Raw genomic sequence first — 14,103 nt, forward strand, 5'->3', positions numbered from 1 at the left:
TTAAATTTCTTCCCTTTCCATATGATATAGCTTTACAACTTCAGCTTGAACAGCAAGCAATTCTGCAAGAAACTCATTTACATATTTTTTATCTATATAAAAAATCCAGTAGTTTCCGTGCTGTTCAATTTTCGTGCACTTTTCTTTTAATAAACGAAGCGGCTTATTGAGAATGACATTTGCCTCAATAACCGTTAAATGCTCAATGAGTTGAACGCGCTCATTTTTTAAAATGCGCTGTGAGCCAATGGTGATAACACGATCGGCTACAGCATGAATGAGCCTTTCTTCATGACACGTAAATACAATGGTCATCCCTCGTTCTTTGAGCTTTGTAAAAATCCGTTCTACTTCTAGCTGAGCACGAGCATCTAATCCTGATAGAGGTTCATCAAGCAATAGCAGCTTAGAAGAACTCAGCAGTGCTTGCATCATGTTGACTTTTTGCTTCATTCCTTTTGAAAAAGAAATGATTTCTTCATGTCTAAACTCTACCATTTCGAAAGTTTCGAGCAGTTCTTCAATTCTAGAGCTGCGCTTTTTCTTAGACAATCCTTGAATTCGCCCCATGTGCTGCAGATAACCTGCTAGCGTAAAACGCAGCTCCTGAGGAAATTGTTCCACCACAAATCCAGGCGTACCGGTTTCTTTATGAAGGTGAATTGTCCCTTTAGTCGGTTTAGATAATCCGCCAATTAGCTTTAAAAACGTACTTTTTCCCGCACCGTTTTTTCCAACAATCGCGACAGTCTCTCCTTTATAAAGGGTCGTGTGAATGTTTTCTAATACGGTATGTTTTTTGTATACTTTTGCAACATTTTTTAATTCAATCAGTTTTTCCATCTGCTGCCTCGCCTCTCCATAATCCTATATGTTAAATCATAGCATATTTATGGGAAATGTGCTTCCATCTCTATACGTTTCAGCTAAATTTTTCCCGCACAAAAAAGCCTTTGATATGATCAAAGGCTTTTCATACACAATACCATATGCTCTTCATCGATAAATTCACCATCTACTTGAAGAGCTCTTTTTTCATACGCATAAGAAGTAAAACCGAGGCTTTTGTATAGGACTTTTGCTCCTTCATTTTTAGCAGCGACGGCCAGGTAGATTTGCAAAACATTTGTTTTTGAAAAAGCTTGTTCAACAGCGGTTTTTAACAGCTTCTTTCCAAGACCTTTCCCCCTTGCTTCAGGGGCTACGTACATCCCCCAAATATCTCCTTTATGCTGAACTTTTAAAGGCTTTTGCTGCTGAAACCCTACGATCCCCACAAGCTGTTTTTCTATAAAAGCTCCTACTACAAATTCTGATTGACTGCTTGGAAAATAATTTCGGATGTCAGCAATTTCTTTTTCATATTCTTCTTCATAACTTAAAATAAAACTTTCGGGATGATCTTTTAAAGCACGAAGACGGAGTTCAAAGTACGCGTCAGCGTCTTCTTTTACCAACAATCGTATATTCATTTTTTCACCTTAGTTTCTTATGTTTTAATTAGCTATTAAGGGTTGTACACGCTAAATACTTCATTCCACCGATACAGCTCATAATAATTTTCCGGCAGGTCTAAGCCTGAAATAAGTACCTTATCATTTTTCGTGTCTTTTACGCGTGTTAAAAGATTTGCTTGTTTTCGATTTGTACGAATCCACATCGTTTGATTCGTTGCTTTATGATAAACAGGCGCATAATCTCCTAAGCCTTTTTGTGGAAATGTGAACTGACTTTGCTTATTGGTCTTTACGTTCATGCTATACAAAAAAGGCAGTGGCCTCTTTTTTTCATCATTCGACCACCCTGCTTCGGGCACACGTGAAATGATGATGTTATCTTTTTCTGTCCAAGTAAAATCCCAATCTGCGAAGCCATTTGGAGTAAACACATGTTCTTTAAAAACCGGCATCTCTTTTAAAGTGAACTTTTTATTTTCAGTGGCAAACCTTCCTTCCCCATTAATAAATGCCAGTACTGGCTCTTCATTACTCCACTTAAACCAATTGGGTACATTAAGCATATCTCCCACTACTTGAAAAGCTTTCCCTTCTTTTGTAATGATGCACAGCTTATTTGCATCTGCAGACATCGAAGCCGTTGGAATAGCAATAAAACTAATCCATTGACCGTTAGGAGACCATTTGAAGCTGCTTGTTGTATAGGCAAAAAATGAATCATTTTCTGCTGGCAGCGTCGTAAAAGCCTCCACTTTTTTTACGTCTAACCCTGCATATTTGCTCACTGTATATAGCTTTACCGGTCCCCATCCGGTCGGCGCCAGCGCAGCAGCTGACGTAATTAAAAATCGATCTCCTTCTGGAAACCATGAAAACTGATCAACTCCTACGGCTACACGCTTCTTTTCATGCGTTTTAACGTTGTAATATACTAAGATTCCATTCGAAATATACGCAAGTTCCTCAGCAACCGGTGACCATTGATAATGAGTCACATCATGTTCAACAAGTAACGGCTTTCCTTTTAACGGTGCAATCATTAAAGAATCATTTTCTGCATAAGCAACTATATCTCCATGTGATGACCATTGAGGCATAGAGGCATGACGGGCATAGGATAACTGCCTTTCGGTACCGTTATCATATACCCATAGGTTTCCTTGCCGTATAAAACTGACTTTCACTGTATTGGCAGCATTTATTTGCATAGGGAACAACATAAGAAAAAGCAGACATAACGCTATTTTTTTCACCATGTTCACTCCTGTCTTTTTTTATAGCGTTACACAAATCTCCTCATCTCATCACATTTTTGAAAAAATAAAAGAGGTTAAGACATAACGAAATGAATTTAATCGAAAGACGAACAAATGGGATACATGAGCTGAACCTCTTGTGACACCGCAGTTGATTTCCGTGCAAGACTTCGTCTAGCCCTCCAATCAACTGCTAGAAGCAACGAAATAGATGAAATCTCCGTTCACCATAACAAAAAAAACAAACCACTAATCAAATATTTTGATTAATGGTTCGTTTTTCACTTCGGCTAAACTACTTTTGTCCCAGCCTGTTTTAAAAAAATAAAAAAGCGCAGCGAATAGCTGCGCTTTTTGTATATTATGATTTTGACTTAGATTTTGGTGATGGCTTTGTTTTAGCTTGTGCTGTATTATTAGCCGCATCTTTTTCTTTTAATAAACTCATACGTTTTTTCAAGTAGTAACCTTGTCCAATTCCGAATAAGTTACCAATTACCCAATATAATGCAAGAGCAGATGGAAGTGAAATTCCCGCTACTAAGATGAAGATTGGCATAATGTTCATCATCATTTTCATTGGAGGTTGAATTTCATCCGTCATACTTACACGAATTTGTAAGAATGTCGTAATCGCTGCAACTACCGGTAAAATGAAGTAAGGATCTGGCTTTCCTAAACTTACCCATAAGAATGAATGCTGCGCAATTTCATGCGTTCGTGCAATGGCATTATAAAATGCGATAATAATAGGCATTTGAATAAAGATTGGCAAACATCCGCCAACCGGATTAATTTTATGCGTTTGGTAAAGCTGCATCATTTCTTTTTGCTGCTTTTGCTGTGTTTCAGGATCTTTTTTACCAGCATATTTCTTTTGAATCTTTTCCATCTCTGGACGAAGTGCTTGCATAGCCATCGTGCTCTTTTGCTGTTTTAAAATAAGTGGCAATAGAACTAAACGAATGATAACCGTCGCAATAATAATAGACAGACCATAGCTTCCGCCTGCCCACTCAGCAATTTTCGTTAATGCCATAGATAAAGGGTAAACAAAATAATGATCCCAGAATCCGCCGCTTGTAGCCGTGACCGGTGTTTTTGTACTGCTACAGCCGGCTAGAGCTAAAAGAAGCGCTCCCATTAAACCAAGCAATAATAATTTTTTATTTCTTTTCATATTCTTTCCTCCTAATAATGACTAAATGTATGAAGTGTTTTTCAGAAGGAAAGGATCTTCTTCATCATTATTCTTCTCTTTAACTGGTGTTTTTCTATACACATGTATAAATACATTTCGTCTTTTCCATATTGTTAATACTGAAGGGTCAATCCCTGCATTCACATGGTCGGTGACAGGTTCCGCATGAAAAGCCGTAAACCTAGCTTCACGAAGCATATAATAACAAAGGATGTATAAAACGAAAGCAGATAAATACGGCGCATATAGAAAAAGATCGTGATAAAATTCCATGTGCCAGCTCTCTTTCTGACTATAATAGTACAATCCAATATATGTAGTGTAGCATTTACGTTCCTGTTACACAACATCAACTTATCTCTTTGGCTGTTCTACGTATTACTTTTTAAAAAGTTTCATATTTACGACACAAAATTTGCTCACCATAAAATATGATGAGCAAATCTAATACCATTCTTTATTCTCGTATGCTTACCGCTGCTTCTCAGTCTTCTTTTAGTTTCATGAACCACGTAACGCCGAATGCTACACCTACAGAAATAATCATGCCGATTATATAGTGAATTAAATTGCTCATACCAAGCGGTGCAGCAATGGCCATCATTGGAATACCTGTGAGTCCGTAGGCATTGGCTACTACGTGCATAAGTACAACATAGCCTCCTCCGGCTGCTCCGCCTATAGCCGCCGCAATAAATGGCTTGCGAAGTCTTAAGTTGACGCCGAAAATAATCGGTTCTGTAATTCCTAAGAAGGAAGAAATAGCCGCTGGAATCGCAATTTTTTTCGTTTTGGCATTTTTCGTCTTAAAGTAAACAGCCAGCCCTGCTCCTCCTTGCGCCACATTCGCGCAGGCCCAAATAGGAAGTAAGAAGTTAACGCCAATCTTCGGATTAGCAAGCAGTCCTGCTTCAATAGCATGAAAACTGTGCTGCAAGCCTGTCAATACAATGGTGGAATATAAGCCACCAAACAAAATTCCTGCAAACACTCCGGCTACATCGTATAGAGACTGAAGGCTGATCGAAATTAAATCTCCAATATAGCGACCGAAAGGACCAATAAACACAAGTGACACAAAGCCTGTGATAATAACAGTTAAAAAAGGCGTAACAAGTAAATCAACCGAATTCGGCACAATTTTCCGGAGTCCCTTTTCAATTTTGCTCATGACGTAGATAGCCAATAAAATCGGAACGACCGTACCTTGATAGCCAATCAGCGGAATACTTAAGCCAAACAAATCCATATATTCTGGCTTAGCATCTGCTAATGTCCACGGATTTAATAACATCGGATGCGTTAAGATCCCGCCGATAACCGCTCCCAGATAAGGATTTGAACCAAATTCTTTTGCAGCTGAAAACCCGATTAAAATCGGTAAAATGATAAATGCTGCGCCTGAGAACATATCCAACAACACAAACAACGCGCTATCTTTTGAGACCCAGTGGAACGCTTTCATCATCCCGAGCAGTCCCATTAGTAAACCACTGGCTACAATGGCTGGAATAATCGGAACAAAAATATTGGAAAGCATGCGGGCAAAACGGGCGAATGGGTTCATTTTCTTTTTCATTTCTTTTTGATGATCCGCTGGGGCAGCAGCCTCGTCAGCACCTAATTCTTTCACAAAAGCAGCGTGGATTTTATTAACGAGACCGGTTCCAAAAATGATTTGAAACTGTCCTGAATTTGAAAAAGCCCCTTTTACATCTTCTATTTCATCTAAACCTTTTTGATCGATTTTGCTTTCATCTCGAATAACTAGGCGCAAACGCGTAGCACAGTGCTGCGCACTAGCAATATTTTCTTTTCCTCCTAAAAGCGGAACAAGTTTTTTAGCAATTTCTTTTACGTCCATCTTACTTCCTCCTTTTTGTATGTCATAAAAAAAGCAAGACCTAAAACACGCTTATAAAAGACACACTTGTCCTTCATGCGCATTCTAGGTCTTGCCTGCTTTACCAGTCACAATCCCGATTATTCAATTAATACGCTTTCATTGTACTCAAAGCAACAATATTCGTCAATGTTTTTTTCTATATTCTTTGCTCTATTCGGCAAATGTGAAGCGTAATGTATCCTAGCTCCGCTTCTGGAAAATTAATTTCGTACTCATCTTTGACAAATTGCTTTATCGTTTCAGCACACTGATACGATTTTTTATATTTGACTTTTAATACGTCGAGCATCTCTTCATCCATTTCATGAAAAGGTTCATTTTGCGCTAAACGGTTTAACGCAAAGCGCAAGTGAGTCAGCAGCCGCTGATAGGACATGCTGTTTTCATCAATCTCCGTATTCAGCTCTTTTTTTATAATCGTAACCATTTCATTAATAATCGTTGTATTCATCATGAGCTGCTGCATTCCCGGTGAATTCAGTTTCGCCGTATGAATATGAAGCGCAATATATCCCGCTTCGTCAACCGGCATCGTGATATCTAATCTCTTTTTGATATGCTGAAGAGCCCATACTCCTATTGCATACTCAGGCTGATAGAGAGATTTAATTTCATTAAGCAATTTATTTTGGATGAAAATACCGCGGGCTATCCTTTCAACAGCAAAAGATAAATGATCGCTCAAAGCAATATGCACATGATGACTTAACGTAGCAGAAAGCTGCTGCTCAGCATAAGAAATGATTTCTTCCGCCACTTGAATATGCTCTTCAGGAAGGTTTTTTAATAGTTCCTGAAACTTTTCCTGTTCTTCTTTCATGACAAAGACTTTCTCCACTTTTGCAGCATTAATAAGATCATTTTTACCTTTTTGAAAAGCAATACCGGGACCCATCGCAATTTTTTCAACTCCGCCTTCCTTAAAGACAACGGCGTTGTTATTTAACACTTTTAAAATCTTCAAATGCGCTCTCCTTTCTTAAAGGAAAAGGCCTTGCTTATTACTTCATCGTTACTTTTGCACAAGCCGTTTCGCCTTTTTGAACCGTCCCTTGAGCCAAAATTTCGAAACTTTCACTTGCATCACTGTTTGTAATAACGATTGGTGTGATAATGCTTTTCGCTTTTTCTTGAATAAGCGCTAAATCAAATGTGATAAGAGGTGTTCCTACACTTACTTTGTCACCTTGTGCCACGTGAGCTTCGAATCCTTCGCCTTCCATTGCCACTGTTTCAAGGCCGATATGTATTAATACTTCCGTACCGGCTTCTGTTTTTAAGCCTACCGCGTGTTTTGTATGGAAAAGCTGAACGACTTCCCCAGCAACAGGTGAAACAACTTGTCCTTCTGAAGGTTCGATTGCAAAACCGTCTCCCATCATCTTCTGTGCGAACACTGGATCTGGCACTTCGCTTATTGGCAGGATATTACCTGAAAGCGGAGCTAGAACGGTTGTTTCTTTTGATTTTGTCTTATTACCAAATAATTTTTTAAACATCTCAATCACCCTTTTTTAGATTGTACTTGTAGCATACCCCAATGATTCTGCAGAAAAACTTCCCCTATCCCGATGTTACGTTAACATGGTCATTATTTAACCATGCTTTTTTTGTCTTGTAAATAAAAATGTATAATCGTTTTTATAAGAAGTACGTTCTCTACGCTGCATTTTATGTAACCCTTTACATATTTTCCGAAGGCGGGATATTGAATTTTAAACCTAAAAAAAGCCCTTTTAAAGGGCTTTTGACATTAGAACGTTGATGCAACTTCTTTTGCTTTTTCAGATGCTTTTGCTAGAATATTGTCTGCTTCTGCTGGTGTGTAAGCCATGCCTTCTGCAACAACCAGTTGGAAATCTTGAACACCAATAAAGCTCATCACTGTACGTAAATAGCTTTGAGTAAATTCTAGCTCTGCCGCAGGGCCTTCTGAATACACTCCTCCACGAGCTTCTAGTAATACTACTTTTTTATCTGAAGCTAATCCTACTGGACCATTTTCAGTATATTTAAACGTTTTTCCTGCAATTAAAATGTTATCAATATATGCTTTCATTAGTGGAGGGAAGCTTAAGTTCCACATTGGAGCTGAGAAAATAACTTTGTCAGCTTGTAAAAACTGCTCTACTAATTCACCCATACGCGTTACTTTTTCTAATTCAACGGTTGATAATTCTTCACCAGCTCCAGCTTTTCCCCATGCCGCTAAAACATCTCCATCAATGAATGGAACTGTTTCTTTATACAGATCAAGCGTTGTCACTGTATCAGTCGGGTTTGCTGTTTTATACTCATCTAAGAAAACCTGTGCTAAACGAGTTGAAAATGATGCTTCATCAACCTGCGGATTTACTTTTACATATAATACATTTGCCATAAATGTCATCTCCTAAAAAGTGTCTATTATCATTAGTTCGAGATATTACTAAACAAATTATCTTTAATTCGAGATTTATTATATAACGCCATTTTTTATGCGTCAACCTTTTCGCACAAAAAAACTCCGCAAGCGGAGTTTTATACACATTGAAATTCTCGAATTTGATTTACATCTACCCCAGCATACACCCAGAAAGATCCTGTCCAGCGATATCCTGCAACTGAGCGTCTGCCTACAAAGGTTGGGTAAAACCAGTAAGGTCGACCATTTCTCGGCCATATATAGGTATATCGGTATAAGCATCCTGAAATAGCGCCTGGATCAACAGCATAAAGCGATGGACCTCCTGAACCTAGCTTTGGTGTAGGTGTAAAAGCTGGCGGTGGACTTGAAGGCGGCTGCGCTCCTCCCTGCGGGGGAAACCCTTGGCCCCCTCCTCCAGGTGGTGGCGGTGGAAACCCTTGACCTCCTCCTCCAGGTGGCGGTGGCGGAAATCCTTGGCCTCCTCCTCCAGGTGGCGGTGGCGGAAATCCTTGGCCTCCTCCAGGTGGAAACGATGGAAACCCTTGACCTCCTCCAGGTGGAAACAAATTTTGAAAACGTGGATCGTATTGATATGGATACATACGCACTCCCCCTTTATAATGCTTGCTACGTTACAATATGCATCATAATGAAGATAGGTGAATGTCTACTTTTACCTTCTATAGACTAATTGTACGTGTCAAACTTGATGAGCTCAAAGGGGAGCCTTACCGGAGGAAATAATAAATCCAACACGGAAACTACTTGCGTGTTGGATCTGCTTGCGGGAAATATTTTTCAATAAAATTATACAGCCAAAATACGGTAATCAAAATAGGAGCTATTAGAAAAGGATGCTGAACCCACATTTTTACCAGTACCTTTTCAAATGACGGAATCGATTTTAACACTTGAAATAACGAGCTTCCGCTAAAAATAACGCTCGTTCCTATCAATAAAAAAGATAGCCAGTTAAATTGATCCATCCACATGCTCATAGAGATATAAAAACTAACACCTGTTCCTATGCCCCCCATTATTCCGCTTAAAATACTTTTTACCGAAAAAGGAATCCCTACAAACCATCCAGCTCCTAGTCCTGCACACCCTGCTAAAATGCTAGAAAAAAGCAGCGGCTGCTCAAGCCAGAGACATGCATTCACTCCAACCACTAAGGTGACATGTATTCCTACGTGAAGGGAAATTCTTTTGCCAACAGGCTCTGAAACATAATGATAGTAGCGCCCGCTATAAAAAATTGTCCACCATAATAATAAAAATGCTGTCACACTTGCCCCTATAATCATAAACACACCTCTCTACGTTATGATTCTATTAATCTCTATCTATTATTTTCCTAATATCCTGTGTCTCTTATTCGTTAATCTATCCGTATACCTTCTATACATTCGTTCATCAGCAAGAAAGTAGAATATAACTGTATTCTTGTCTCAACTGTTTACTCGTGGGAGTGCTAAGAAGTTGAATGTCTGCATGTAGAAAAAGATAGTATAGAACACTTTCTCTTATCTTTACTATTATTCATATGTATAGCTTGCTAGATTTAGTCCTCGCAGTTTAGAATTTTTCAGTCGTTCATATGAAACTATTTGCCCTTTCTTTCGTTATATATATACACGTTTCTTTATCTTTTCACGTGCAAAAAAAGATGAATTCCTATAATATGTTTTCATATTAACCTTTAAGGAGATAAAGAAGATGAATTGAATAAATCCCTGCAAATAGAGTTTTTAGAAAAAAAGAAATTGTTATCATTTCTCCTATTTATGTTATAGAATAATTCATGTATAATAAAAGGCTGTATGGTAACGCAGCTTGCGACATATCTTTTCTTACTTTTAGCAAGTCTATATTCAAAGCAAAAACTGCAAAGTGGGGTTAGTGCGACTCTTCATTAATCGACTTTGCATTAAAAACCAGCATTTTTCTTTTATCATAAAGAAAGAATGAGATTTAATAGTGACAGGTGAATAATATGGGTGAAAATCAAAGAAATGTTAGTAGATTTGACTGGAACTTGGCTTTCCTAATCTTCCTATTGTTTTGCGTAAGCGTTGTGGCAATCCATAGTGCTGAAAAAATTGGGCAGTATGATAAGAACTTCGTAGCGCAACAAGTTGTGTTTTATATAATCGGAATGGTGATTATAGGGTTTATCATGCGTTTTGACTCCGATCAGCTTCAAAAGCTAACGTGGGTTTTTTATGGATTTGGGAACTTTTTATTACTTCTTTTACTAGTGGCTCCGTCAAGCATTGCCAGAGAAATTAACGGGGCAAAAAGTTGGTTCACACTTCCCGGCTTTTCGTTACAGCCATCAGAGTTTATGAAAGTGTTTTTGATTATCACACTGAGTACGGTCATTGTTAAACACAATGAAAAATATCGTATCCGGACAGTAAGAGAAGACTTTTTACTGCTTGGTAAACTGGGTGCTGTACTTGCTTTACCTTTATTATTAATTATGCAGCAGCCTGACTTAGGTACCGCTCTTGTGTTCTTAGCAATCACGATCGGACTTGTATTTGTTTCAGGCGTAAGCTGGAAAATCATCGCGCCTGCATTTTTAGGTATTACGGCGGTTGGTTCTGTCATTTTGGGACTTGTTGTTTATGCACCTAACCTATTAGAAAAGTATCTAGGGGTTAAGCAATACCAATTTGGACGTATTTATTCTTGGCTTGATCCTGAGTCATATAGTTCGGGAGAGGGCTATCATTTAAAGAAATCGTTAGATGCAATTGGATCAGGAATGGTAAACGGTAAAGGAATCGGAAATGGAGTTGTCTATTTGCCAGAGGGACAGACCGACTTTATTTTTGCGGTTATTGGAGAAGAGTTTGGCTTTATAGGCGCCAGCATTGTTATTAGTCTTTTCTTCGTACTCGTTTATTACTTGATCAAGCTAGGCCTTGAAACAAAAAATGAATTCAATTCTTACTTATGTGTAGGCGTTATTTCAATGCTTACGTTCCACGTATTTCAAAATATCGGTATGACCATTCAAGTCTTGCCTATTACCGGAATTCCACTTCCTTTTATTTCATATGGAGGTAGTTCACTGATGGGGAACATGTTTGCAATGGGTCTGATGTTTGGAATCTCATGGCATCATAAACGCTATATGTTTGGAAATGATTAAAGAGAGACGATGGTCTCTCTTTTTTCTTTTATCTCCCTATTAAGCATGCTACAATGAAGAAAACGTTTCCAAATCCTGTTTTAAAAGGAGTGGATATGCATGCTTGATTACCAATATCGGCGCAAAGCCTATGCTATTTTGTTAAAACAGACATCCGTACCCTCATCTACAACTTCTTTTTCCACCTGGCTCATACAGCTACTAAAACGAAACAAGTAAAAAAGGTGTGCTACTGCACACCTTTTATTTGTTCGACAGCGACGTTATGCCAATTTGCCTTACAATTTTTTTACTGTCTTCATTTAATCCTTTTACAATAACCTTTTTATTCAATCGCTCATATTTATCGATAATTTTTGAGATGCCGATCACGGCCGATTGATCCCATATATGAGAAGAACTAAAATCAATAATGATGGTATCCGGGTCTGTTTCATACTGAAATTCATCCATGAAGAAGCTGATGGTAGCAAAAAATAATTGCCCTGAAACCCTGTATTGCTTCATATTGCCTTCTGTTTGTGAAGTTGTTTTGATTTTAGCCATCTTCCAGCCAAATACAATCGTACTTAAAACAATACCTACCATTACTCCTAATGCTAAGTTATGTGTAAACAATACGATAACCACCGTAACAACCATTACAATGGCATCCGATAGTGGATATTTCGTTAAGTCTTTAAGGGACTGCCAATCAAATGTACCGGCAGCTACCATAAACATAACGCCTACAAGAGCAGCCATTGGAATCTGTTTAACAACATCGCCAAGCACCATAATTAAGAACAATAAAAAGACTCCGGCCACTAAGGTAGATAGCCTTCCACGTCCCCCTGATTTTACATTAATCATAGATTGTCCAATCATGGCACAGCCAGCCATTCCTCCAAAGAAACCTGTTACAATATTAGCGATGCCTTGACCGCGCGCTTCTTTGTTTTTATTCGAAGGCGTATCTGTAATTTCGTCCAGCACCGTTGCCGTTAGCATAGATTCAAGTAGGCCTACAATCGCTAAAGGAAGCGAATAAGGTAAAATGATAAGCAGTGTCTCCACTGATAAATCAACCTTTGGAAAGTGAAGAACCGGAAGCGAACGCGTAATATTCCCCATATCTCCTACCGTTTTTAAATCTAAATGAAAGACAATCGCTACAATCGTCATCAAGACAATGGCAACAAGCGGAGATGGTATTGCTTTGGTCATGAGCGGAAACAAATAGACGATGAGCAGCGTTCCGGCTACCATTGCGTACATCATCCAATTTGCTCCTTGAAAATGGGGAAGCTGTGCTGTAAAAATTAAAATACCTAGCGCATTTACAAATCCAATCATAACTGTTTGAGGAAGAAATGATAAAAACCTTCCTACTTTCAAAACACCAAGTAAAATTTGAATAATTCCGGTTAAAACAGTAGCTGCAAATAAATACTCAATGCCGTGATCTTTGACTAAGTCAATCATCAATAAAGACATTGCTCCTGTTGCAGCTGAAATCATAGCTGGTCTTCCGCCTGTAAAAGCAATCACAATTGCCATACAAAAAGATGCATACAGGCCAACCATGGGATCGACACCGGCGATAATGGAAAAAGCAAGGGCTTCTGGAATAAGCGCAAGAGCAACTGTCATCCCAGACAAAATATCTGCTCGAACGTTTGAAAACCACTGCTGTTTAATACTTGCCATCATGATGGTTGATCACCTCTTATGAATTTTTTATACAATTTTCGACTTTCACGAAAATCAAAGCCGTTTTTAACGTATCAAATCGTACCATACAATTTCCCGTTTGGAAACAATTAATTTTCACAAATAAAAAGGCGAGAAGCTTGATTGCTTCTCGCCTTTTTATTTGTTACGCCGCAGCATTTCGCTGCCATTCAGCAAATAAACGAAATGAAATTATGTTCATTCATTAATTGCTGCTTCAAGCGCAACAACAATCATATCGTTAAACGTCGTTTGACGCTCTTCTGACGTTGTTTCTTCACCAGTAAAAATGTGATCACTTACTGTTAAAACCGATAAAGCATTACGGCCGTATTTAGCGGCTAGGGTATACAAAGCCGTTGTTTCCATTTCAACTGCCAATACGCCGTGAGCTGCCAATTTTTCTAGCTGGCCGTCTTCATTGTAAAATTGATCAGATGTAAATACACTTCCTACTTTTAACTGAAGGCCTTTTTCAACACCTGCATCGTAAGCGCGCTTTAATAAATCAAAGTTAGCTGTCGGTGCATAGTCAATAGGACCAAATTTAACGCGGTTCATTTGTGAATCACTTGACGAAGACATGGCTAAAATAACGTCACGTACTTTTACATCTTTTTGAATTGCTCCGCATGTACCAACGCGAATTAGGTTTTGAACACCATATTCATTCATTAGTTCATTTACATAAATAGCAATTGATGGTACACCCATTCCTGTTCCTTGAACAGAAACGCGCTTTCCTTTATATGTTCCTGTGAATCCAAGCATACCGCGCACTTCGTTATAGCAAGTTACATCTTCTAAAAACGTTTCTGCAATGTATTTTGCACGAAGTGGATCACCTGGAAGTAAAATCGTTTCTGCAATATCACCTTGTTTTGCCCCAATATGTACGCTCATTTCGTACCTCCTATATGTAAAAAATCTTACGCTTTCACTATACCATATTGTATCCCTTGCTTGTCTATTTACTTCTAACATTATGCGTCAAAAATAA

General features: G+C 38.5%; 13 protein-coding genes. 1 reads left to right on the top strand and 12 read right to left on the bottom strand.

From position 1 onward, the window contains the following. The 10 genes from JNUCC25_RS20135 to JNUCC25_RS20180 form a co-directional block, all read right to left on the bottom strand. Entirely contained in the window at nt 1-843 is an 843-nt protein-coding gene (locus JNUCC25_RS20135) for an ATP-binding cassette domain-containing protein (RefSeq protein ID WP_013058698.1), read from the bottom strand. Between the two features lie 119 nt (nt 844-962). Continuing rightward, nucleotides 963-1,472, bottom strand: coding sequence for a GNAT family N-acetyltransferase (locus JNUCC25_RS20140; protein WP_013058699.1), 510 nt, complete (start codon nt 1,470-1,472; stop codon nt 963-965). 35 nt (nt 1,473-1,507) lie between these two features. Continuing rightward, nucleotides 1,508-2,713, bottom strand: a complete 1,206-nt coding sequence (locus JNUCC25_RS20145; protein WP_035439114.1) for a TolB family protein — start codon at nt 2,711-2,713, stop codon at nt 1,508-1,510. Between the two features lie 361 nt (nt 2,714-3,074). Then, nucleotides 3,075-3,893: a membrane protein insertase YidC gene (gene yidC / locus JNUCC25_RS20150; protein ID WP_013058701.1), complete on the bottom strand. Its 819-nt coding sequence runs from the start codon at nt 3,891-3,893 to the stop codon at nt 3,075-3,077. 505 nt (nt 3,894-4,398) lie between these two features. Then, on the bottom strand, nt 4,399-5,778 hold the full coding sequence (locus tag JNUCC25_RS20155) for a sucrose-specific PTS transporter subunit IIBC (protein WP_029323925.1): 1,380 nt from the start codon (nt 5,776-5,778) through the stop codon (nt 4,399-4,401). Nucleotides 5,779-5,956: 178 nt separating this feature from the next. Then, nucleotides 5,957-6,784: a PRD domain-containing protein gene (locus tag JNUCC25_RS20160; protein ID WP_454222393.1), complete on the bottom strand. Its 828-nt coding sequence runs from the start codon at nt 6,782-6,784 to the stop codon at nt 5,957-5,959. A gap of 37 nt (nt 6,785-6,821) precedes the next feature. Further along, nucleotides 6,822-7,319: a PTS sugar transporter subunit IIA gene (locus JNUCC25_RS20165; RefSeq protein ID WP_013084668.1), complete on the bottom strand. Its 498-nt coding sequence runs from the start codon at nt 7,317-7,319 to the stop codon at nt 6,822-6,824. Nucleotides 7,320-7,573: 254 nt separating this feature from the next. Further along, on the bottom strand, nt 7,574-8,200 hold the full coding sequence (locus JNUCC25_RS20170; RefSeq protein ID WP_013058706.1) for an FMN-dependent NADH-azoreductase: 627 nt from the start codon (nt 8,198-8,200) through the stop codon (nt 7,574-7,576). 140 nt (nt 8,201-8,340) lie between these two features. Further along, on the bottom strand, nt 8,341-8,829 hold the full coding sequence (locus JNUCC25_RS20175) for a hypothetical protein (RefSeq protein WP_013058707.1): 489 nt from the start codon (nt 8,827-8,829) through the stop codon (nt 8,341-8,343). 159 nt (nt 8,830-8,988) lie between these two features. Then, nucleotides 8,989-9,534 carry a hypothetical protein gene (locus tag JNUCC25_RS20180; protein ID WP_050691585.1) on the bottom strand — a complete coding sequence of 182 codons (546 nt, stop codon included), beginning with the start codon at nt 9,532-9,534 and terminating at the stop codon, nt 8,989-8,991. A gap of 689 nt (nt 9,535-10,223) precedes the next feature. On the opposite strand from JNUCC25_RS20180, the gene JNUCC25_RS20185 reads away from it, so the two are divergent. Further along, the gene (locus JNUCC25_RS20185; protein ID WP_029323930.1) at nt 10,224-11,390 is read left to right on the top strand and encodes an FtsW/RodA/SpoVE family cell cycle protein; all 1,167 of its coding nucleotides are present in this window, start codon (nt 10,224-10,226) and stop codon (nt 11,388-11,390) included. A gap of 243 nt (nt 11,391-11,633) precedes the next feature. Here JNUCC25_RS20185 and JNUCC25_RS20190 read toward each other — a convergent pair whose 3' ends face one another. Both JNUCC25_RS20190 and deoD read right to left on the bottom strand, forming a co-directional pair. Continuing rightward, complete coding sequence (locus JNUCC25_RS20190) at nt 11,634-13,082, bottom strand: SulP family inorganic anion transporter (RefSeq protein WP_013058710.1); 1,449 nt, start codon at nt 13,080-13,082, stop codon at nt 11,634-11,636. 219 nt (nt 13,083-13,301) lie between these two features. Continuing rightward, the gene (gene deoD / locus JNUCC25_RS20195; RefSeq protein WP_013058711.1) at nt 13,302-14,006 is read right to left on the bottom strand and encodes a purine-nucleoside phosphorylase; all 705 of its coding nucleotides are present in this window, start codon (nt 14,004-14,006) and stop codon (nt 13,302-13,304) included. Nucleotides 14,007-14,103: the final 97 nt, after the last annotated feature.

The sequence above is a fragment of the Priestia sp. JNUCC 25 genome, from assembly GCF_053667915.1.